The sequence below is a fragment of the Rugosimonospora africana genome, assembly GCF_016862975.1.
Lineage (GTDB): Bacteria > Actinomycetota > Actinomycetes > Mycobacteriales > Micromonosporaceae > Rugosimonospora > Rugosimonospora africana.
On sequence record NZ_BONZ01000034.1, the window covers coordinates 71,626 to 94,581 of the forward strand.

At 67.9% G+C, this 22,956-nt stretch carries 16 protein-coding genes; 6 read left to right on the forward strand and 10 right to left on the reverse strand.

Annotated features, from left to right (window positions below):
- Nucleotides 1-42: 42 nt before the first annotated feature.
- Nucleotides 43-450, forward strand: coding sequence for a YciI family protein (locus Raf01_RS17985; protein WP_203919065.1), 408 nt, complete (start codon nucleotides 43-45; stop codon nucleotides 448-450).
- A complete protein-coding gene (locus Raf01_RS17990) occupies nucleotides 447-1,592 on the forward strand; it encodes an RNA polymerase sigma factor (protein WP_203919066.1) in 1,146 nt (381 codons plus the stop codon). The genes Raf01_RS17985 and Raf01_RS17990 overlap by 4 nt, the downstream gene beginning before the upstream one ends.
- 250 nt (nucleotides 1,593-1,842) lie before the next feature.
- Here Raf01_RS17990 and Raf01_RS17995 read toward each other — a convergent pair whose 3' ends face one another.
- The gene (locus tag Raf01_RS17995) at nucleotides 1,843-2,535 is read right to left on the reverse strand and encodes a response regulator (RefSeq protein ID WP_203919067.1); all 693 of its coding nucleotides are present in this window, start codon (nucleotides 2,533-2,535) and stop codon (nucleotides 1,843-1,845) included.
- Nucleotides 2,536-2,631: 96 nt separating this feature from the next.
- Nucleotides 2,632-3,834: a sensor histidine kinase gene (locus Raf01_RS18000; protein ID WP_203919068.1), complete on the reverse strand. Its 1,203-nt coding sequence runs from the start codon at nucleotides 3,832-3,834 to the stop codon at nucleotides 2,632-2,634.
- A gap of 532 nt (nucleotides 3,835-4,366) precedes the next feature.
- Between Raf01_RS18000 and Raf01_RS18005 the strand changes: the two genes are divergently transcribed.
- The 4 genes from Raf01_RS18005 (at nucleotide 4,367) to Raf01_RS18020 (ending at nucleotide 8,820) form a co-directional block, all read left to right on the forward strand.
- The gene (locus Raf01_RS18005) at nucleotides 4,367-5,374 is read left to right on the forward strand and encodes a lipocalin-like domain-containing protein (RefSeq protein ID WP_203919069.1); all 1,008 of its coding nucleotides are present in this window, start codon (nucleotides 4,367-4,369) and stop codon (nucleotides 5,372-5,374) included.
- Nucleotides 5,375-5,506: 132 nt separating this feature from the next.
- Nucleotides 5,507-5,809, forward strand: a complete 303-nt coding sequence (locus tag Raf01_RS18010; RefSeq protein WP_203919070.1) for a cupredoxin domain-containing protein — start codon at nucleotides 5,507-5,509, stop codon at nucleotides 5,807-5,809.
- A gap of 409 nt (nucleotides 5,810-6,218) precedes the next feature.
- Nucleotides 6,219-8,294, forward strand: a complete 2,076-nt coding sequence (locus tag Raf01_RS18015) for an MMPL family transporter (protein ID WP_203919071.1) — start codon at nucleotides 6,219-6,221, stop codon at nucleotides 8,292-8,294.
- A gap of 130 nt (nucleotides 8,295-8,424) precedes the next feature.
- The gene (locus Raf01_RS18020; protein ID WP_203919072.1) at nucleotides 8,425-8,820 is read left to right on the forward strand and encodes a VOC family protein; all 396 of its coding nucleotides are present in this window, start codon (nucleotides 8,425-8,427) and stop codon (nucleotides 8,818-8,820) included.
- Nucleotides 8,821-9,065: 245 nt separating this feature from the next.
- On the opposite strand, the gene Raf01_RS18025 is transcribed toward Raf01_RS18020, so the two are convergent.
- From Raf01_RS18025 to Raf01_RS49620, 8 genes are all read right to left on the reverse strand, one after another.
- Complete coding sequence (locus tag Raf01_RS18025; protein WP_203919073.1) at nucleotides 9,066-13,148, reverse strand: LamG-like jellyroll fold domain-containing protein; 4,083 nt, start codon at nucleotides 13,146-13,148, stop codon at nucleotides 9,066-9,068.
- A gap of 235 nt (nucleotides 13,149-13,383) precedes the next feature.
- A complete protein-coding gene (locus Raf01_RS18030) occupies nucleotides 13,384-14,895 on the reverse strand; it encodes a helix-turn-helix domain-containing protein (RefSeq protein WP_203919074.1) in 1,512 nt (503 codons plus the stop codon).
- 10 nt (nucleotides 14,896-14,905) lie between these two features.
- On the reverse strand, nucleotides 14,906-16,228 hold the full coding sequence (locus Raf01_RS18035; RefSeq protein ID WP_203919075.1) for a DUF2705 family protein: 1,323 nt from the start codon (nucleotides 16,226-16,228) through the stop codon (nucleotides 14,906-14,908).
- A 35-nt stretch (nucleotides 16,229-16,263) separates the two neighbouring features.
- Nucleotides 16,264-17,226, reverse strand: coding sequence for an ABC transporter ATP-binding protein (locus Raf01_RS18040; protein ID WP_203919076.1), 963 nt, complete (start codon nucleotides 17,224-17,226; stop codon nucleotides 16,264-16,266).
- 77 nt (nucleotides 17,227-17,303) lie between these two features.
- Complete coding sequence (locus Raf01_RS18045; protein WP_203919077.1) at nucleotides 17,304-17,555, reverse strand: hypothetical protein; 252 nt, start codon at nucleotides 17,553-17,555, stop codon at nucleotides 17,304-17,306.
- A 729-nt stretch (nucleotides 17,556-18,284) separates the two neighbouring features.
- Nucleotides 18,285-19,001 carry an L-ribulose-5-phosphate 4-epimerase gene (locus Raf01_RS18050; RefSeq protein WP_239133699.1) on the reverse strand — a complete coding sequence of 239 codons (717 nt, stop codon included), beginning with the start codon at nucleotides 18,999-19,001 and terminating at the stop codon, nucleotides 18,285-18,287.
- A gap of 200 nt (nucleotides 19,002-19,201) precedes the next feature.
- Entirely contained in the window at nucleotides 19,202-20,251 is a 1,050-nt protein-coding gene (locus tag Raf01_RS18055; protein ID WP_239133700.1) for a LacI family DNA-binding transcriptional regulator, read from the reverse strand.
- A gap of 103 nt (nucleotides 20,252-20,354) precedes the next feature.
- Nucleotides 20,355-22,931 carry an endo-1,4-beta-xylanase gene (locus Raf01_RS49620; RefSeq protein ID WP_239133701.1) on the reverse strand — a complete coding sequence of 859 codons (2,577 nt, stop codon included), beginning with the start codon at nucleotides 22,929-22,931 and terminating at the stop codon, nucleotides 20,355-20,357.
- Nucleotides 22,932-22,956: the final 25 nt, after the last annotated feature.

The following is a 22,956-nucleotide window of genomic DNA, read 5'->3' on the forward strand; positions in this document are numbered from 1 at the left end:
CGATGCGGCCAGAATGGGCCCTACCACTCCAAGGAGAAGATGATGGCGAAATACCTGCTGCTCAAGCACTACCGGGGCGGGCCGGCGCCGGTCAACGACACGCGGATGGACCAGTGGACCCCGGAGGAGCTCGCGGCCCACGTGCAGTACATGGAGGACTTCGCCGCGCGGCTCGAGACCACCGGCGAGTTCATCGACACTCAGGCGCTCTCCCCGCAGGGCACGTTCGTCCGCTCGGACGGCGAGGGCCGCCCGCCGGTCACCGACGGACCGTTCGCTGAGACGAAGGACCTGATCGCCGGCTGGATGGTGATCGACGTCGAGACCTACGAGCGCGCGCTCGAGCTGGCCGCCGAGCTGTCCGCGGCACCCGGTGCGGGCGGGAAGCCGACCCAGGAGTGGCTCGAGGTGCGGCCGTTCCTCACCGAGATGCCTACGGTGACCGAGTGAACGAGTCGCTGCTGCGGGAACTCGTACCCGCGGTGATCGGTGTCCTCGTCCGGCGCGGAGCCGACTTCGCGTCGGCCGAGGATGCCGTGCAGGAGGCCCTGATTCGCGCTCTGCAGAGCTGGCCGGACGATCCACCGCGCGACGCGAAAGCCTGGCTCGTCGCGGCCGCCTGGCACAAGTTCCTCGACGCCGCCCGGGCCGAAACCGCGCGGCGCGGACGGGAACTCGCCATGGAGGTCGAGCCGCCGACCGGTCCGGTGCCGGGCACGGACGACTCACTGTGGCTCTACTTCCTGTGCGCGCACCCGTCGCTGTCTCCCGGTTCGGCCGTCGCGTTGACGCTGCGCGCCGTCGGCGGCCTGACGACGCGGCAGATCGCGACGGCATATCTGGTACCCGAAGCGACCATGGCGCAACGGATCAGCCGGGCCAAGCGGCGGATCACGGGGCTGCCGCTCGACCAACCCGGCGATCTGGCGACGGTACTGCGGGTTCTCTACCTCGTCTTCAACGAGGGCTACAGCGGAGACATCGACCTGGCGGCCGAAGCGATCCGCCTCACCCGCCAGCTAGCCGGCTCCACCGACGAGCCCGAGGTCGCGGGCCTGCTGGCGCTCATGCTGCTGCACCACGCCCGCCGCGCGTCCCGTCTCGGCCCGGGCAGTCGCCTGGTGCCGCTGCGTGAACAGGACCGATCTCGTTGGGACACCGGCATCATCGCCGAAGGCGTGACGATCCTGCAGGCGGCACTGGCTCGCGACCAGTTGGGCGAATACCAAGCGCAGGCCGCGATCGCCGCCCTGCACGCGGATGCCCCGAGCACCTCCGAGACGGACTGGGTGCAGATCGTGGAGTGGTACGACGAACTGCTGCGCCTCACGGACAGCCCGGTGGTGCGACTCAACCGCACAGTCGCGGTCGGCGAGGCCGACGGACCGCAGGCCGGCCTGACAGAGCTGAGCAAGGTGGATCCCGACCTGCCCCGGTACACCGCGGTCCGCGCTTATCTCCTCGAACGCGCAGGCGACCTCGCGCCGGCCGCCGAACTGTACGCCGAGGCATCCCACGCGGCCACCAACGCGCCCGAGCGCGACCACCTGACCCGCGAGGCAGCGCGGGTCAGGCAGTTACTACGTCCGTGAGTACGGCAGACGCGCCTAGAGGCCGAACGGCTTGCCGGCGGGCCGAGATTATGCCGAGCAGAGCTCCAGTACCTGGAACCTGGGCGAGCCTCGAAGGTTGGAAATGGCTCGACCACCCGCAAGATTGAAGTTGCCGGTGGATATCGTCGCGGATGCCCAGCGGATGCGTAGGCATCCGGAAGCAGCTCAGCAACGCGACCTCACCCTCGGGGTCAAGGTCGCCGCCTCCGGCGTGCGGGCATGTCAGCGGTTATGGAGCATTCGGTGACGTCGGATCGGGCACGTTGACCAGGCGGTGCCGGTAGGCCAGCGCGACCAGCTGTGCGCGGTCGCGGGCGCCGAGCTTGGTCATTGCCCGGCTGATGTGGGTTTTGGCGGTGGCCTTGCTGATGGACAGGACCGCGGCGATCTCGTCATTGCTCATGCCGTGCGCCGCCAGGCCGGCGACCTCGCGCTCCCGCTCGGTGAGCTGGGCCAGCGCTCCAGCGTCGACCTGGCGGTTGGGGGCGCGGTCGACAAGACGGGCGATCAGCCGGCGTGTCAGACCGGGTGACAGCAGCGCTTCGCCGCCCGCCACCACCCGGATGCCATACAACAGTTGGCCGGGATCCGTGTTCTTGATCAAAAAGCCGCTGGCGCCGGCGCCCAGCGCCTCGATCACGTACTCGTCGTGATCGAACGTCGTGAGGATCAGCACGTGCACCCCCGCGAGGCCCGGAGCCTCGGCGATCTGACGAGTGGCTTCCAACCCGTCGACACCCGGCATGCGGATGTCCATGAGGACGACATCGGAACGGGTTTGTCGTGCCAGGTCGACGGCCGCGGCACCGTCGGCGGCCTCACCCACCACGACCATCCCCGGCTCGGCGTCGATGAGCGCCCGGAACCCGGCGCGGACCAACATCTCGTCGTCGGCGATGAGGACCCGGATCGGCTCAGTCATGCCTGATCTCCCAGGGGCTGTCGGGGTCGTCGGTCTCTGCTCGGCCGGGTGCCACAAGGTACCTGGCGGTAGGTCAGTGACGGGCGCATGTCCTCATCACGCCTGGTCGGGGGTGGGTAACGTGCACCGCACCTGGAAGCCGCCATCGGGGTGCGGGCCGGCGGTGAACTGTCCTGACAGCGCCATGGCCCGCTCCCGCATGCCGCTGATGCCGTGTCCACCCTGACCGTTGGCGCCGGCCTGGCCCGGGCCAACGGCCGACCCGTCGTCGCGGGACCGGATGACCACGTGCGCGGGTTCGTAGTGCAGGTCGAGTTGGACGGTGCTGGCGCGGGCGTGGCGCACGACGTTGGTCAGCGCCTCCTGGAGGATCCGGTAGGCGGCCAGATCGACGGCTGCGGGCAGCGGCCGGGCCCTGCCGTGGATGGTGAGCCGGGGCTGCACCCCGGCCGCTCGGACCGAGTCCAGCAACGCGTCGAGCTGGTCGAGGCCGCCGGGAGGTGTTCGGGGCCGGTCGGGCTCGTCGCCGTCGGCGCGCAGAACGCCCAGGATGGCCTTGACGTCGGTCAGCCCCTGGTCGCTGATGTGCTTGATCGTGCTCAGCGCCTCCCCGGCCTGGGCGGGTCGGCTGGCAAGCAGGTGGATGCCGACCCCGGCCTGCACACTGATGCTGGCCATGGTGTGGCCGAGGACATCGTGCAGCTCGCGGGCGATGCGCAGCCGTTCCTCGACCACACGGCGGCGGGCCTGCTCCTCCCGGGTCTGGGCCTCGCGGGCAAGCTGAGCGCGGGTGGCCACCAGCACTGCCCGGTTGTAGCCGACCGCCGCGCCGGCGGCGCCCGCGGTGGCGGCCATCCACACGGCAACGCCGGCGATCCCGCTCGGCTCGGCAGCGCCGAAGGCCACACGGATCGCCACCACCGCGGTGAACGCGGTCACCCCCGCGCCGGCCAGCCCCCACCGCCACCCACGCAGGGCCGCGAGGGTGTAGCAGGCGATCAGCGGGATCAGCAGCACCAGACGGCCGGGATAGTGGAAGGCCGACCAGGCCAGGGCGACCACGTTGAGGACGACTAGCACCGATACCGGGTAGCGGCGGCGCAGCGCTACGGCGCCGGCCACCACCACGACAAGTCCGACCGCCACGGCGTCGATTGGGCGGGGGCTGCTGATCCACTGGGGTCCAACGCCGATCAGGCTGCCGGCCAGCGATAGCACCGCCACGCCGACGCCGACACCGGAATTGGTGAGCAGCGGTGCGGCCAGGCGCACGGTACTGAGCGTCTTTGGTGTCTCCATCCCCGAACATCCTGCCGCATCCGCCCGGCCCTGAGCATCCGCCGCGAGTGGTGCGTGAACTACCGCACTCGGCGCACCGGCCTACCACCCGGGGATGACCTACACCCGGGAGGTGAGCCACGAAACACGACCACCAGCCGACGCAGCCTGCCTGCACCTGCCGCCACGATCGGTTGGTGACGAGCACAAGCGAGGAAGGACCGATAGTGGCGCAGCGGGCAGGGACGTGACACCAGGCCGAAAGGTGACCTGGAGGCCAGGCGAAGCGGTACCACCACAGTGATTGGCGCGAACGGCATCCATGGCGTAATCAAGGCTGGCGCCGAGGAGACGTTCATCGACGACGTATCCGAGGCAAGTGCTGCCCTCCCTACGACTGGTCGCCATACCCAGCACGCAGGCAACGCGGGAATCCGGTAGTGAGCGCCGACCACTGGGGCAACGGACTCCGGCACGACAAGAGATGAGGAACACCATGCGAAAACAGCGACGTCGATCAACCGCGGCAATCGCCACCCTGGCGTTCGGCGCGGTGCTGGCCGGCGTGGCGTTGTCCGCGATCCCGGCAACAGCCCAGACCGGTTCCGACGCAGCGGGCACAGGAAAGCCGACGGACACCACCACGGCACCCGCCTTCCCAACATTCGTGCACCTGCCCGCAGACCAAGCGGCGCATCCGAACACACCCATCGAATGGTGGTACACGGTCGGCCACCTCGACGCCCACGGTCACCGCTTCGGCTACCAGGTCACAATCCTCAACATTGGCGGAGCTCCGCAGGCGTTGATCGGCATCACGGATAAGACTGCCGGCAAGTACTACACGCAGAGTCAGCGTTACTCGCCTGACCAGACCAGCTTCTCCACCACCGCGCTCGACGTCCGCACGCCATCGGCTTCCTTGTCCGGGCCGATGGATGCAATGCGCCTGCACGCCACACTGCCGGCCGGCGAGATCGATCTGACGCTGCGCGCGCGGGGACCCGCGCTGTACAACAACGGGACCGGGCTGATGCCGTTCCTCGACGGCACCAGCTACTACTATTCCCTACCCAGCCTGGCGTCACAGGGAACGCTTACCCTGAACAACCACACCTACCCGGTAACCGGAGAGTCGTGGCTGGACCGCCAGTGGGGAAACTGGGACCAGAGCACCTTGCAGAAATGGACCTGGATGCCGCTACAACTGCCAAACGGCGACCGGGTCAACCTCTGGGACATGCTCACCCAGGACGGCGAGTTCGCCTACGCGACCGTGCTCCACCCCGACGGAACCCACGAGATCGTCGCGGTGAACCCGCTCGCCGGCACCACATCCGGCTTCTGGAGCAGCCCGACCACAGGCAAGCGGTACGGCACCCGGTGGACCGTGAACATCCCGGCGCTGGATGCCAGCCTCACGGTGGTCGCCGAGCCGCAGGGACAGGAAATCCAGGCGGGCGACGGCGTCTACGAAGGCGCGAGCACCGTCACCGGACGGTACCGGGGCAAGCCGGTCACCGGCCTGGCGTACGTCGAACAGTACGGCAACTGGCGATAGCTCGGGCAGCGGAACCGTACCTGGCCGCAGTGCCTGACGGGGCAGCCTTGAGAAGAGGAGGGTGCTGTACACCGCCGGTGCTCAAGTCACGCTGCATAACACACGCTCGGTAGCGGCTCGACCGCCGACGTCATGCGTTTCGCGGTCGGGTCGCCATCGTCCGACTCCTCGTCGATCCCGGCCCGACTGTCTTTACTGCCCCGGGCCGACGCGTCGACGGCCACCGTCACCCGGGACTTCCTGTTCCAGTCCGTGGCCGGTGGCGGATGGACGATCAACGGTGAGCAGTACCGCGCCGGCCGCTCCCTGGCCACGCCAGCGCTGGGCCGGCCCGAAGTGTGGCGGTTCACCACGGACGTGCATCATCCCGTACACCTTCGCCTGGACCAGTTCCGGGTGTTGAAGCGCGGGAACGCCGGCGACATCGGGGACTAGAAAGAAGCGGGAATCGATGCCGACCCGGTCAGGGACAGCGCTGTTCCTCTGGGCGGTACATGGTGTCGGCATCTCTTGACGCCCTGCCCGCGTCCGCCGGTCACGCGCATCGGGGGTGAGGTGTGCCCCAGCTACCGCACACGACGCACCGGTCTACCGCCAGCGGATGACGGTACGCCTGCGGGTTGAGCCACGAATCGCGACCGCCAGCCGACGCGCGCCGCGCGCACCCGCCGGCATGATCGGCGGGACGAATTGATGTGTGTGCCGGCCCGGAATGAACACCGATGACCTGCCCGAGGAGAAGATAATGACGACCGACACTGCGCGAACGGGCGGGGCTCTGACGCGACTAGCCCGGTTCTGCTATCGGCGCCGCCGCCTGGTCCTGCTCACCTGGATCATCGGCGTGATCGCCGTGGCGCTGGTCGGCTTCGGCTACGCCGCCGCCCCCGACAACGACTTCGCTGGCGGAAGCTCCGATTCCGCCAAGGCGCAGGCGCTGATCGAGAAGCATTTCCCCGAGCGGCAGGGGGACACGCTGACTCTCGCGATCAAAGCAGATAAAGGGATCGACGACCCCGCCGCCCGGCGGAGGATCGACAAGGTCATCGCCGATCTGGACGCCTCACCCATTACCGGACCGGTGACCTCGCCGTACCAGGACAGCAACCTAGTAACCAAAGATCGCCGCATCGCCCGTACCACCATCCCGCTGACCGAAAAGGATGCGAAGAAGACCGAGGTCAAATCCCTGGTGGACACAGTCAAGCAGTCCTCCGGAGACGGCGTGTCGTTGGGGCTCGGCGGGAACCAGGCAGAGAAGGCCGAGACACCCACGCAGGGGCCCAGCGATAGCGTGGGCGTCTTGGCGGCTGCGGTGATCTTGTTCATCGCCTTCGGGTCGTTGGTAGCGATGGGTCTGCCGATCGTAACCGCACTGATGGCGATCCTCGGCGGCCTTGCCCTGACCAAGCTGTCGGGGTATCTCGTTCCCGCGCCGGATTTCACCGTGGTCTTCGCCGCACTGATCGGGCTCGGTGTCGGCATCGACTACGCACTGTTCATCGTGACCCGCTACAAGGACAACCTCGAGAACGGCGACGATCCCGAGAGCGCCACCGTCAACGCCATCACCACCGCGGGTCACGCGGTGCTGTTCGCCGGCACGACCGTGGTGATCGCAATGCTGGGTCTGGTCGCCGTGGGACAGAGGCTGATGACCGGGGTGGCCATCGGCGCCTCGGCGACCGTGCTGGTGACCATGATCGCCGCGGTGACCCTGCTGCCGGCGTTCCTGGGCTTCATCGGTCACAGGATCAACTCGCTGCGGCTGCCTCGCCGCACGTCCCGTCGGCGCGCGTCTCATGGTGGCCCGGCCCCGACGCGCCGTGCCGCCGCCGAACGATGGGCCGGCGTGGTACAGCGCAGGCCCTTGGTCACTGCGGTACTGGCCGGCGCGGCTCTGCTGGTGCTGGCCGCCCCCACACTGTCGATGCGCCTCAGCCTGCCCGACGCCAGCGTGCAGCCCCACGACAGGAGCAGCTACAGCTCGTACACGATCCTCTCGGAGGGTTTCGGCCCTGGCTACGGCGCACCCTTGATCTTCGCCACTGAGGCCGGCCCCAAGGATGCGCTGGGCCCCGTCGTCGAAGCGGTCAACGCGACCGAGGGCATCGCCTATGTCACGCCACCCCAGGTCAGCAAGGACGGGCAGGCCACCACCTTTACCGCCTTCCCCAAGACCGGATTCCAGGACGAGGCGACCGCGGACCTGGTGCACAAGCTTCGCGACGACGTGCTGCCCAAGGCGCCCGCCGGCGACAAGGTCTACATCGGCGGCCCGAACGCCGCCGCGATCGACTATTCGGACCAGACCGGCTCACGTCTGCCCCTGATGATCGCGATCGTCATCGTGCTGTCGCTGGTGCTGCTGATCGCGCTGGTCCGCTCGGTCACGATCGCGCTGCAGGCCGCCGTGATGAACCTGTTGTCGATCGGTGCCGCCTACGGTGTGCTGGTCGCGATCGTGCAGTGGGGATGGCTCGGCTCCGTCTTCGGTTTCGCCACCGACATGCCGGTCACGACCTGGGTACCGCTGGTGATGTTCCCGGTCCTGTTCGGCCTGTCGATGGACTACGAGGTCTTCTTGATCTCGCGGGTCCGTGAGGAATACGAGCGCACCGGCGACACCCGGACCGCCGTCACCCATGGGCTGGCACGCACTGCCAAGATCATCACTGCGGCAGCCGCCATCATGATCGCCGTCTTCACGACCTCCCTGCTCGGCCCCGATGTCTCGATCAAGCAGGTCGGCCTAGGCATGGCCGTCGCCGTGTTCATCGACGCCACCATCGTCCGGATGATGCTCGTCCCCGCGGTGATGGAACTGTGCGGCGAGGCCAACTGGTGGATGCCCGGACGCCGGGCACCGAAGATGACCTCGGGCACACCGTCCAGGATCGAAGAAGAGGCTCGGGTATGACCCTCGTCCAGCCGGATCCCGCGCTCTCGAGTGGGTACCCCGCACTCCCTCACCAAGCTCCCGAAGCGCCCTGGTAGGCCCGGCAGGCCCGTCGGACACAAATCTCACGTCAGTCCACGATGGAGGAATCATGAGTAACTGGCCCGAGGACAGCGTCAACGTCCGGTACATGGTGCACGACGTGCAGGCCGCGGTCGCCTTCTACACCATCCACCTCGGCTTCACACCCAACACCGCTTTCCTACCAGCGTTCGCCGAGGTCACCCGCGGCAACCTGCGGCTGCTGCTGGCCGGCCCGGACAGCACCGCCGGGCGGCCGATGCCCGATGGCCGCATCCCCGAACCCGGCGGTTGGAACCGCATCCACCTCATCGTCGACGACCTCACCGCCGAAGTGGACCGGCTGCGCGCAGCCGGGGTGAGCTTCCGCAACGACATCGTCACCGGCCCGGGCGGTCGGCAGATCCTGCTCGAGGATCCGTCGGGCAACCCGGTCGAGTTGTTCCAACCAGCCGAGGCCCGATAAGGGCCGGGGATGCAGCCGCGTGGCCGTTGCCGAATACTCCCTCTGCGAAGTGCTCCGTGATGTCCACCGGGCGCGGCGCCGTGGTGCGGCTTATAACCGGCGACGGCGATGGTGTGTCGCGCTGCGCAAAGGGAAATCGAATCGGCGACTTTCCTGTGAGCAAGCCTCGAAATGATGAGAGATGCTAAGCGAGAATGCGGGCCGGGGCCATCAGGCCCCGGCCGGCACCGATTACTGCGAGGTGATCAGTCGCCGAGCAGGTTGCTCGGCAGGTTACGACCAGGCACCTGGTTTGGCGCAAGGATCTTCGCATCGCCCGGGTAGGGCTTGCTCCAGTTGGTCGCGGTGTACCAGTCGTAGCGGTTGAGCTGGGCTGGGTTCGTCGCGTCGGGTGCGGCGTTGGCTCCGGTCAGCTTCGGCGTCGCCTCGATCTGGTACCACGTCGTCCACTGGTTGGCCACTGCCTGCTCCGCTCCGGGAACAGCCGGGGCGGCCGGCCCGTTGGTGGCCGTCACCGCGGCCGCGGCCGACGGGTTGGACGCCGTGCTTGAGGTCGGAGTGAGCGGGATCAGGTTCGAGACACCCTGGGTAAGCGGGATCTGGTTCGGCAGGACGTTGTACGGCGTGAGGTCGGGCGTGTTCGTGAACGCGTCGTACATCGGGATCGCAGCCTGGTCCATCTGGTTCATCGGCTGCGCACCGAGGATCTGCTCGATCGTCTTCACCACGTTGACCTGCGAGTAGTACTCACTGTTGACGACGCCGCGGTTGGCGTACGGGCTCGCGATAAACAGCGGGCCGCGGTGGCCGTCGACGTGGTCGTTGCCGGCCTGGGTGTCGTCCTCCACCACGAACACAGCCGAGTCCTTCCAGAACTGGCTGTTCGAGATATCGGAGATGATGCGTCCGACGGCCAAGTCGTTGTCGGCGACCTGGGCGGTCCCGGTCGGCGCGCCACCGGTGTGGTCGACGCCCAACTCCATGGTCGTCAGGCTCGGCAGGACGCCGGTCTGCTCGGCCTTCTTGAAGTCCTGCTCCCAGATGTCGGTGCGGTACTGGTCGGGGATGCTCGGGTCGAAGTGCGGGTAGTCGTGGTTGCTGATGGTGTTCAGACCCGGCACGTCCGAAACCCACTGCGCGGAGTTCTGCGCGATCGGCAGCGGGCCCTGGGCCTTGCCTTCCATGATCTGCGAGTCGGCGTAGTACTGCTGCCAGCTGCCCTGCTTCCCCGTCGTGGCCGCCTCGAACTCGCCGTAGTTGGCCACCGTGCCACCGGCCTTCTGCACGGTGTCCCAGATGAAGCCGTCGCTTTGGTACGACAACGCGTCACCACCCGGGTACGGGTAGCTGCGCGCCCATACACTAGCGGCGTTCTGCGCCTGGTAGTCGTTGTTGTTGCCCTGCACCAGCCACTGGTGGCCGTCCGCGGACAGCATGCCGCTGTCGTAGAAGTTGTCGAACAGGGTGAACGTGTTGGCCAGACTGTGCTGGTTCGGGGTGACGCTCGCGCCGTAGTTCAGGTACGCCGTGGAGCTGTTGCCCTTGCCGATGTCACCGAGGATCTGGTCGTAGGTGCGGTTCTCCTTGATGATCAGGAAGACGTGCTTGATCGCCGAAGGCTGGCCGAGCTGCACCGGGATCGCGGGCTTCTGACCGTGAGGGGCGTTACCGCTTCCCGTCGGCTTCGCGACGTCCCAGGCGTTGTCGTGGAAGACCGTCTGCGTCGTGGTGTTCAGGTCCTTGTCCGCCGGCATCTTGAACGAGGTCAGCGTGCCCTGGTACTTGTAGCTCTGCTGGTACCCGTTGGTGCCGATGCCCTGCTGGTTGCTGACGATGACCTTGCCCAACTTGGCGTCGTAGGACACCTGGTTCGGGTACCAGTCCGTCGGGATCAAGCCCTTGTAGCCGACCGGCTGCCGCTCGTCGGTGTAGTTGAACACCGCTATCGCGTTGTCGCGCCCGACGCTCACCAGCAGGTGACTGTCGTCGGCGAACGCGATCGAGTTCGGCCCGGCGCCCACGGTCGCGCCGTGCAGCGGCTGAACCGCGAAGGTCTGGGTCACCTTGTGCGAAGCCGCGTCGATGATCGACACCGTGTCGGCGTTGGTGTTGGCGACGAAGACCGCGCCCTTGTGCACCGTCATCGCCGCCGGCTGCAGGCCGACGTTGATCATGGCGGTCTGGTTGCCGATGTCGTAGACCGGCGTGGTGCCGGCCGACGGCAGCGCGGTGCTCCAGATCTTGCTGGTGGCGATGCTGACCGGAGAGATCATCTCGATGCCGCCCGCGCTCGCGTCGGCACCGATGGTGAAGTGGTACGCGGTCGCATCCGGCTTCGGCAGGCCCATCGCACCCGAGGCCGCCTGGCTGGCGACGAGGGTTCCGTTGACGTACTCGTCCAGGGTCGTGCCGTCCCAGGTGGTGACGACGTCGTACCACGTGCCCGGCACGACCGGGTTCGGGTCGTAGATCGTCTTGTACGCGCCGCCGATGAAGGCGTACGTCATCGGCTCGCCGTTCACGACGTGGACGCCGATGCCGCCGCTGTTGGTGTCCGAGCAGACGCCGTGGTCGGCCGTGGCCGGGCCGGCCGGGTCGTTCCAGCGGAACTTGCACTCGATGGTGAAGCCCTTGCCGATCTTCGTCCACTGGTCGGCGAAGGGGTACGTGTACGCGTCCGTGGTGCCGTTGAAGGTCGCGACGTTCTGGCCCAGGCCGGCGTCCCTGGCGATCGACGGGGTGCCGTACGTGGTGGCCGGCAGGTTCTGGGCGTGGTCGACGGAGGTGCCGTCGGCGAAGTCCACCGAGAGGACGTCCGGCGTCTTCGCGGAGGTGTCGGGCGTGGTCGGCACCGTCACCGGCACGCTCGGGCCACCCGCGAGGGCCTTGCTCCAGACCTTGCTGCTGGCGACGCTGACCCGCGCGGGGGCCTCGATGCCGGCCGGGGTGGGCGCGGCGTTGGCGCCGATGGTCCAGTGCCAGGAGGTGTCCGGGGTCGGCAGGCCGAGCGCGCCCGAGGCCGCCATCGTCGCGACCTGGGTGCCGTTGACGTACTCACGCAGCGTCGAGCCGTCCCAGGTGGTGATGACGTCGTACCAGGTCCCGGACACGACCGGGTGCGGGTCGAAGATCTCCTTGTACGCGCCGCCGATGTGCGCGTACGTCATCGGCTCGCCGTTGAGGATGTCGACGCCGATCCCACCGCTGTTCAGGTCCTCGCAGACCCCGTGGCCGTTGTTGTCGACCGCCGCGCCGTTCCAGCGGAACTTGCACTCGATGGTGAAGCCCTTGGCGACCTTGCTCCACTGGTCGCCGAACGGGTACGTGTAGGCGTCCGTGGTGCCGTTGAACGTCGCCACGTTCTGGCCTAGCTCGGCGTCCTTGGCGATCGACGGGGCGCCGTAGGTGGTCCCCGGCAGGTTCTGCGCGTGTTCGGCCGGCGTGCCGTCGGCGAAGTCGACGTCGATGATGTCAGGCGCCGTTGCCGAGGTGTCGGGCGCGGTCTGGGCGGTGACCTGCGTCTTCGCCGTCGGGTTGACGACGGAGACGGTGCCGGTGGCCGACGCGCCGGTCACCGGGTCGGAGACGATGTTGGTGCCGTCGGAGACGTTCGTCGTGTCACCCGCGACGGCCGGCCGACCGCCACGGTTGGAGACGAACACCTGGTTGCCGACGACCGCGACGCCCGCCGGCGCGTTGCCCACGGCGACCTGTCCGGTGACGGAGCCGGTCGCGGTGTCGATGATGCCGAGCTTGTTGATGCCGCTCTCGGCGGCGTACAGCGTCTTGCCGTCGGCGGAGATCCCCAGGCCGTACGGCAGCGCGCCGGACGGGAGGGCGATCTTGAGCGGCGAGGACGGGTTGACGACCTTGCCGTCGGCGCCTACCACGTACTTCAGCACGCTGGTGGAGGTCGCGGCGTAGAGCGCCGTGCCATCGGGCGAGTAGACCGGCGCCGCGTCGCCGGTGCCGCCGAAGGTCTGCAGCACCGTGCCGGTCGCCGCATCGCTGATGCTGAGCTGTGGGGTACCGGCGTTGTCGCCGCCGGTCTGCGATGCGATCTTGGTGCCGTCGGGGCTGATCGCGGTGCCGATGGTCTGAGCCGAGAACGTCACGGCACGCGTACCGTACGGCGAGATCCAGTGGTTGTCCGGTAGCAGGATCCGGCCGTCGGCCTGCTGCCGACCGACCACATTGCTGCCGAACGGATTGAGCGGGATGACGCCGTGGGCCGCCGCTGCCGTGGCGCCGCCGAAGAGGGCGAGCGCGACCGCGCCGGCGCTGACGACGGCCCAGCGTCGCCTGCGCGTCTTGGATGGGATGAGCACGAGATTGCACCTCTTACCTTGGTGAGCTGGTTGGGGGTGGAACTGCAACCCGGGACAGGCCGGTCCTTGACCAACTCCTGGTTACTCAATCCATGCCACGTGAACGCGCAGCGAATTCGGTCTTATGTGGAAGCTGGATCCGGTCATCTACTAAAGACCGTAGGGGTGCGATACAAAGCAGCGTCGGCGTAGATACAAAAAGAAGTGTTGGTCGCCGAACTGGGCCCCGAGCCGTTCACTCGAGCGTGCCGCTTTCGGGGCTGCAGAGAGCCCGATCGAGATCCGCCTTCGTCTTGGAGATCAGGTGAAGCCAGCCACCGAGCACGTGGTCGAAGATCTGGTCGCCGGCCAGCTCCGAGGCCGGAACCCAGTCGTCGTTGGCATCCACGGCGTCGGGGTCATATCCCATGTGGACCTGCACCGACCAGCCGTCCGGGACCTGCACGCGCAGCGGCTCGTCGCTCACGCGACACACCGTGAAGGCCGCCGGCTCGGCGCCGAGTTCCCGGTCCGCGGACATCGACGGCCACCAGGAAAACGTGATGCCCTCACCAGCAACGGCCGGGATTTGCGGGTGGACGCTGACGCGGACAGGACCGCGCCACCATGACGGAAACGTCGCTTGGATCACCCGCTGCGCGACCCGCCTGACGCGGACGGCCTCGAAGCACGTCCACCCCCACCCGCCGTAGAGCACGTCCAGCATCGCCGGAAGCTGCGGCAGCCTATGGGCCTTGGAGCGGCCCGATTCGTAGTTGTGCACCTGATGCAGGCTCACCGGCCTGGCGGTGCCGCCCAGAACGGTGAGCCCCGCCGCCACCTCAGACTGCGACAGGCCGCGCGCCTCGCGCAGCCGCTTGTGCAGGGCTCGCCGCTGATCCTGCGTCGCGGGCGGACGAGGTCCGGCTGGACCACCGGACACCGTGACGTGCCGATCTCGGTGCGGTTCGGCGGTGGCCGGGGCGGGCGAGGCCTGCCCTACGCATCGGTGGTAGCTCGCCTCCAACCGGTCGGCGTTGGACACGCCGATCAATTCGCCGAGCCGCTCGCGCAGCGTGCTCGGATCGCCGTGATCGCGCAGGCGGAGCGAGTCGACGCAGAACCGCAGCCATCGTGGATGAGGGTTGATGAACTCCAGGTCGCGGAACTGGTTGAACGTCTTGATCTGCGCGCCGAGCCACTCGGGCGGGACACCTCGCCCGAAGTCCACCCAGCCCGGTTCGGCCAGCACCGCGTGCAGCGCCCACTCATAATCCATGAAGGCCCCGGTCAGGAACACACCCGGCGGGCCGGCAACCTCATCCACGCGCACCCCGACCGCACCTGCATAGCACGAACCCCGAACCCGAGCGCCGCTGGCTGGTCGCACCCACACCCACACCGGACCGGCCGATCCCGAAAACAGATGGCCCCAATACGTTCGGGGGATTCGCTGCGTCGAAACGCCACCGGCATCGCGTGATGGCAGGTCGATCCGGTATCCGTCCGGGGTGCCCAGCGCTCGGACCAGGTCCACCAGGCAGCCCCCGGCAAAGTATTCGTGATCCAACCGCTCGAGCATCGGCAACGGAATTCGCCTCGCGCCGGTCTCCCAGCTGCTCACCGTCGCGCTGCTGACATGCAACGCGACGGCCACCTCGCCCTGGGACCAGCCAGCATGCTGGCGCCACGCGCGCAGCAACGCGCCCGGCGAATCCAGCGCGGTGCCGCGTTCCGACCCGCGTGCAAGCCGCTCCCCGCGTTGCACCCCCGGCGGGTCAGGACGTGCCAAGGCAGCCGTCGAAGGCGTACAGCGGGTTGATGAAGGGTTTGCCATGGTCGTCGTTGACGTACAGGGCGCCGACGGCTCCGGGCGAGGATTGGACCTGGTAGCAGCCGTTGGATTTGAGGGTGAGGTCGAGAGTGGTGACGCCGGCGCCGTCGGAGGGTCGGATGTCGGTGATGGTGCACGACCAGTCGTCGCCGGCGCCGGAGCTGTCGGACACGCCAACGCCGATGGGTGTGCCGCCTCGATTGCAGTTGGCCTGCCAAGGGATGGTGTTGTCGGCGGGGCTGCCGGTCTGCCATTCGTAGCGGACTTCGGCGAGGTTGCCGAAGGTGGCGGCGATGGAGGTGTTGAGCCGGCGGGCGGTGAGCGCGGTCCCCCCGACGCCGCTGAGACCCAGGAGCACAACCGTGATTGCGGCGACGGCGACGCTGATACGCACGGCGGCCGGGCGGCGGTTGGCCGGTGCCGCGTCGATGCCGGCGAAGTCTCGTCTGCGCAGCAGGTACCACGCCGCGCATGAGAACACGGCCAGGTAACCCACGCTGGTAAGGACGCCCTGCAGTACCGGCCCGGTCCGCAGCGGATCGGTCAGCAGTTCGTGCCAGGCGTCCAATGGCGTCGAGGGCAGCACCGAGCGCACGATCTGGCCCGATCCGACGGTCGACAGCAGCTGCAACACCAGGGCGAGCAGCACGGGGCCGAGCACACCGATGATCCCACTGCGGCTGGCGATGGACAGCAGCAACGCCAGGGCGACGAACGGCGTGATCCAGACCAGCGACAGGGCCCAGCTCGCGGCCACCAGCCCGAATGCGGAGCCGGAACCGACGGCCTGGCCGGAAAGCCCGACCAGTGGCCCCGAGCCAACCACCGCCAGCCCGGCCACAAGGCTGCTGACACCGATCATCGCGAAACTGATCCACACACTCAGCGTCGCCGCGACCGCCTTGCCCAAAAACAGCTGGGTCCGCGTTGATGAGCGGGTCAGGATCGTCTTCCAGGTGCCGAGCCGATCCTCACTGGCGAAGATGTCGCCGGCGAACAGGCCCGCCAGCAGCGGTGCGCCATAGGACGCCGCCCAGTTCAACACCGTCAGCGAAGTGGCGAACCCGGTCGTACCCGCCCAGCGGCCGAACAGTGTGTCGGCCGGCATCGTCGACGCCGCCCGCATGACGACGGCGAACGCGACGGGAACCAGGACGCACAACACGATCACTATCCGCAACGGCCACTGCGCGGTCAGCTTCGCCAGTTCGACCCGGACCGCGGCGGCAAGCCCCGGCCGTACCCGCCCGGCGGGCACCGTCGGCACGGGGATGGTAGGAGGCGCATCATCGGCTACGGTGCTCATGCCACACCCCCGACAAGAACCCGCTCCGGCACGACATTGCCATCGACACCCCCGGTCAGGACCGCGAACAAGGCCTCCAACGGCGGCACATCCGGCTCAAGCCGGCGCACCGCCACGCCAGCGGCGGCGAGTTCGAGAACGAAGGCGTCACGCTGCTCGTCACCGCCGTGCACAGTCAGCGGTGCGGCGGGCCGGCCGCCGACCTCGAGGCGAACCGGGGACCCGGTGGCCACCGCCGCAGCACGAGCGTCATCGCTGGTCCACACCCGCCAGGCAGGCGCCGGCGCGGCGGCCTGCAGATCGGCCTGCGTCCCGTCCCATACCATGCTGCCCTCGTGGATGATCAACACCCGGTCGCAGATCTCGGCGACCTCGGCCATGTTGTGACTGCTCAACAAAACGGCCACGCCGCGCTCGGCCAGCGAGCGCAGGGTCGTACGCACGGTAAGCGCACTCGCGGGGTCCAGGCCGATGGTCGGCTCGTCGAGAACCAGCAACCGTGGCGAACGAAGGAGCGCGGCTGCCAGGCCGAGTCGTTGCCGCATGCCAGTCGAGAAACCGCCGACCTTGTCACCGCTCCGATCGGCGAGATCGACAAGCCTCAGCGCGGCATCGGGTGTGACGGCTGCCTGTATGCCGTCCAGACGAGCCAGCAGTTCGAGGTTGCGTCGCGCTGACAGGTAGGGATAGAACCGTGGCTCCTCCACGAAGCCAGCAACGGCATCGCGAGCGGCGATGTCTCCGGCCGCCGCGTGTTCGCCGAACACCTCGATGGAACCGGAATCGGGCGCCAGCAGGCCGAGAACCATCCGCAACAGCGTGGTCTTGCCGGCGCCGTTGCGCCCCAACAACCCGTACACGCTGCCCTCGTCAACTCGCAGGTCGACACCGCTGACCGCCATCCGGTCCCCGAAGCTCTTGGTCAGAGCGTGCGTTTCCAGTGCGGGGTCTTCGCGCACAGGCGTGGTTCCTCTCGTGTGGTGGGTTGCCGGCCGAGGCGACGAGGCGCCGGGCGGCCCCGGTCACGGCATCCCTGTCAATCGCCGAGGAAGTCGCTCGGCAGGTTGCGACTGGGCACCTGGCCGAATGCCAGGATCTGGTCGTCGCCCGGATAGGGCTTGCTCCAGTTCGTCGCGGAGACCCAGTCGTAGCGGTTGAGCTGCGCCGGGTGCGTAATGGTGTCGAGGACCCGGTTCGTGGTCGTGTCGATTACGTCGATGGCATTGCCGCTGCGGTGGCGACCCCACCGGCGACTACGGCCGCAGCTGTCGTGCGAGCAATCAGCCAACGGTGATGCCTTACTGATCGAATCAACATGAACCTTGCATGCCTTTCACTTCACGGGCCTTGCATAGCTGGACACGGGCGTTTGCGGCCAGCATGAAGCGCGCCGCGTCGGCGAGGCGGCGGCATCCAGATCAGATCCGGGGGCTAAGTGCCGCTCTCGATGAGAGCGCCGCGGGATCCAGCCGCGCTGACGGCCCGTGGAACAACTGCTGGATTAGCGGTCCTGCTCCGACTCACGGTGACGACTCAAGCAGGCCCAACTAGCGCGTTGATAGTTGATCCATGAATCGCAGATGAACCGTACTTGTAGATCTTGGCCTAAATGACGATGACGTCGTCAGATGATGTCATGCGTCTGCCCCGCTCGTGGTCACGGGTGAGGCTCGTGTGATCTTGGAGAGCCTGACCAGGTCGCGGACGGCGGCAAGCGGGGTGTGCAGCGGGCGAGAATCGTGTTGCTGGCCGCGGATGGTTAGTCGAACCGGGCACAACGTCCCTTGCGACGAAGCGCGCGTGTCTGGTCTGCCTTCTGCGCCAGCGCAATCATCGCTTGTACCCGCTCGCGCTCGTTCGGGATCGATCGGGCGCTTACTTCGGCCCGATCGACCTCGCCAGCAGCGGCCAGAACTGAGGCGAGGTCAGCCAGAACCCTCGCACGTTCGTAGTTACTCTGGATCTGAACGACTACGATCTCGGCCCTCTCAAAGTCACCCGCAGCGACCGGCGCCGGTCATCGACGCGTCGGCGGAGGCAGAGGCGGCTGTCCAGAGATGTCCCGGTGATGCGCGTGTAGCGCGTTGACAAGCAACCGGGAAATCTCCACCGGCTCACCGAGCTGCCGGGAGATGTGCACCGTACGAGCCGCCTCTTCGCACATCACCGCGACTCTGGCCGCATCGCGCGGGGTCGCACCGATGGCGTACACGCCGTGGTTGCGCATCAACACCGCCGGCGAGCGGTGCGTGCTCAAGACCTCGACGATCTGCCGGCCGACGGAGTCGTCACCGATGAGCGAGAACGGACCGACGGGTATCTCTCCCCCGAACTCGTTGGCCATCATCGTCAAGACGCAGGGCACCGATTCGTTGCGGACGGCCCAGGCCGTGGCGTACGTCGAATGGGTGTGGACGATGCCGTTGGCCTGGTGCATGTGCCGGTACACATAGGCATGCGACTCCACGTCGGACGACGGCGGCAGCTCAGCGTCCATGACGTTGCCGTGGAGGTCGGCGACCACCGTCCCTTCCGGCGTGATGTCGTCGGGGTTGATGCCCAACGGTGTGATGACCAGGAGGTCAGCGTCGGGCACCCGGGCGGAGGCGTTGCCGGTCGCCCAGGTGACCAGGCCGCGCCGGCCGAGGTCGCCGTACAGGGCCGCGATGTGCCGGCGCAGTTCAGCGACGCGGGTCGTGACATCCCGGGCGAGGGTCATCGGTGGGACTCCCATCAAGTCAGGGCAGCGAGTGGCATGCGGGCATCGAAGGCTCCAGGCTGAGGGTGTTAGCGTTAACACGAACGGTGTCATGCAATGCCGGCTCAGCATCGATCCTAACTGGAGATGCTGGATATCCAAGGGTTTCGCCGATACATCCGGACACAGTCCTCATAGGACAGACGCGGCCCGGCACTCGCCCGAGTGGCCCCGAGTCACGGCCTGCGCGGTGGGCGTGTGGTCTCGCGTACCACCAGCTTCGGCGCCGCCGCGTTGAATTCAGGCATGATGGAGTCGGGATCCGCCGCGTGCTGCAGCAGCGCGAAGCAGTCGTGCCCCAGTCCGACGAAGTCCAGCCGTACCGTGGTCAGCGGTGGGGCGTAGAAGGCGGCGGAGGGAACGTCGTCGAAGCCGACCACGCTGACGCTGTCCGGTACCGCCCGGCCGGCCTGCCGTAGGGCGTGAATGACGCCGAGGGCGAGGTCGTCGTTGCCGCACAGCACCGCCGTCACCTGGCGGTCGGCGGCCAAGCGCTGCCCGGCCTCATAGCCACTCTGGGGAGTCCACCCGCCGGCTATCACCTCCGGGATCCGTGCGCGGGCCTCCCGAAGCGCCGCCCGCCAACCCTGTAGCCGCGCGCTGGCGTTCGTCGACGACGGTATGGACACGTGGTGCACGGTCCGATGCCCCAGGTCGAGCAGGTGCTGGGTCGCCGCGAACGCCGCCGCCCGGTCGTCCAAGGCGGCCGTAGGGTAGGCACGGCTGTCCTTCACGTTATTGATTTCCACGGCCGCCGCTACCGGGATGCCCGCCGGAATCGCACGCAGGGCGCGAACGCCGGCGAGGTCGAAGGCGATGACGATGACGCCGCCGGACGCCGGATCGCAAGACCGTTCGATGGCTGCCTCGACAGCGGACGGGCGGGGCGATTCGAGGATGCCGATGTCGGTATGCAGTCCGGCGTACCGGGCCGCCTCCTCGATTCCCTGCAACAGCGCGGCCCTCCCGTACAAGGTGGTGTTGGAGGTCATCACGGTCACCGATCGGCTCCGGCCGCGCGAAAGGTCCCGCGCCGCCCGGATCGGCCGGTAGTTCAGCTTCCGGATGGCCGCGAGCACCCGGCGGCGCGTCTCTTCGCTGACCCGGGGGTGACCGTTGATGACGCGGGAGACCGTCATCAACGAGACCCCGGCCGAGCCAGCCACATCACTGATGCTCGCCGAGCCCGCGTTCTTGCGGGAGCCCGTCGTGGCTCGACCTGTCACTCCGATGATGATGTTCAGCCTGTCCCCGGGTGTCAAGGACGGCGGGAGGGCCACCGGCGGTGGCCCTCCCCTTTGTGCGCGCCGGTCGAGCCAAGCGCGGGTACTACGAGAGAATTTCGACCAGCACCAGGTTGTACGGATCGGTCTTCGGCGACGCGTCGTTGATGGTGACGGCGGTACCCGCGGCGCCTGTCGGCGAGGCGGTCGACTGCACCCAGTAGGTGTCACCAGACGGGGTAAACGACTCATGGACCAGCGCCTGGTTCGCACCGACCGTTCGGTGCAACGGCGAGAGCCAGTCGTCGCCGCTGGCGTAGACCCACGAGTTGGCCGCCGTGGTGGTCAGCCTCGCCGTGGGCTTGCCCCGGTCGGAGCTGGCCGTCACGACCGCGCCTACCCCATTGGAATGCTGATAGGCGATCACGGTGATCGACTCGTCCCAGTTCTTCATGGTGCCCCGTGCCGTGATCTTCGTTCGGTTCAGCGCCGTCGTCGCCCGTGCCGTCCAGACCTCGGCGGCACCGGGTGCCGCGTTGGCCCGACCGGCCAGCGTCCAGGTCAACCCACCGCCGGAGACCGTCGAGGTCTGACCGCCGTCGTGCGGCGAGTCCGAGGCGACGTACGCCACGAGTAGGTCGCCCGCCTCGGCGCTGACCGTGGCGGTCGCCACGCCGCCGTGGTCGGCGCTGGATGTGCTGGTCACGGTGTCGACGATCGGCCCTGGCGCCAGTCGCACCACGACGCCGGTCTCGTGGGACTTCTCGGTCGCCGAGGCGTATCCGGGTTTTGACCCGGTGACCGCGACGGAGATCCGGCTGCCTGCGTCCGCGTCGACCAGTGTGTAGGTCGCGCCGGTCGCGCCCTCGATCGCCTGGCCCGACCGGTACCACTGGTACGACAGCGTCACCGGCTGCGGCTGCCAATTCCCGGGATGCACCGTCAGGGTGGCACCGACCTTGGCCGGCCCCGAGATCGCGGGGTTTGTGCCGACGTGTGTGAAGGGCCGTTCGAGTTGGTTGATCGCACTGGTCAGTGCACCGGTGGCGGCCGTGACCGCGTTCACCCCGTCGATCGTGTAGATCCGCACGTTGACCAGGGCCGCCGCGGCCGACCGCGCGTCGGCCACCCGCTGCCAACTGGCGGCGGTGAACTGGTGCGGGTCGAGCGCGTCGGCCCGCACGATCGCGTCGTGCATCTTCTCGCGCGCCGGCGCCCCGACGACCGCGAAGAACGAGTACTTCTCCGCGTTGCCGGACTGGCCGGACCACAGCTGCGCGCCGTCGCTGCGGTTGAACGTGTTGGAGTCCGACGTGCCGTCCCAGTCGTCAATGACGATCTTGTCCTTGTACGACAACAGCAGATCCATCCAGTCGGCCGCGAAGTCCGCCTGCTTGCGCATGATGTCCGGGCTGTTGGCCAGGGCGTCGTTCGAGCCGGTGCCCCAGGCCGGGATGCGGCGGACCGGTGAATTGCACACGTCGAACGTGTTGCCGTTGGCCGCCGAGCGCAGGTCCCACGAGCACGAGCCGTACGTCGGCCACTCGTGGGCCGGGTCGGCGCCGTCGGCCTCGGTCACCCGCCGGGTGGGCTGAGTCGGGTCGTAGTCCGGGTTGGGCTCGAAGTCGCTGCGGATGTCCGACTCGGTGATCGAGATTTCGTCGGCGACGGTGAGGCCCGCCTCGATCTGTGCCTTGAGTTGAGAGATCGATGGGTACGCCCAGGCGAGGCGCCCCTGCATGCCGTACCCGTCAATGTTGCCCGCGTCGTGGATGGGCTTGAGCACCTTGATGGTCTGGCTCATCTTGGGCTCGTACAGCTTGTTCGAGTCCTGGTAGTCGTTGTAGTAGAGCTTCCAGTGCACGCCCGCCGCGTTCGACCACGTGCGCGCGGACTCGAACGCCTGCCGGATCCAGGCCGACTCCGCGTACAGCCGGGCGTCGGGGTCACCGTCCAGGTCGGGTCGCCGGAAGATGCGGCCCCACTGGCTGACCTGAGGGTCGTCCGCGTTGCGGACCTGGCCGGTGTAGTCGTCGACGGCTTCGTTGACCACGTCCCAGGAGACGATGATGTCCGAGTACCTGGCGTACTTGTTCATCATGAGGTGGATGTAGTTGTCCAGCCGCTTGAGCATGGTGTCGGGGCTGGCCCAGTCCGGGTTGGCTGCGTCGTAGACGAAGCCGTCGCAGAAGAACCAGTTGGGCTGCTGGCCGCCGTGCCACGCGAGTACGTGCGCACGCACGATCTTCTTCTGGTCCTCCGGCAGGTTGTTGGCCGCGTTGTACGCCTCGATCGCCTGAAGGATGCCCTCAGCCTGATTCGCGCCCGTGGTCGGCTGCAGCACGATCTGCTCGTTGGCCTTCTCGATGGCGGCGGCCTTCGCCGCGTCGTCGAGGGTCGGGTCCGCGTTGATCTGGTTGACGGCGGCCACGTACGCCTGACGGGACAGGCTGTTGTTACTGCTCGTGCCGATCTGGCTGTCCAGCTTGAGTTGGTTGGGCAGGCTGTTGGAGCGGTAGTGGTACAGCGCCTGCTGGCTGTTCCAGCCGCCGAACGTGCCCATGGTGAAGTCGCCCTGGTAGGACTGCCACAGCGACGGCAGGGAATAGTCGACGGCCGAGGCGCTCTGGACGCCCGTCAGTGTCGTCAGTGCGAGCGCGCTGGCAAGAGCGGCGAAGATCACGACCGATCTTCGTAGTGCTTTCCTC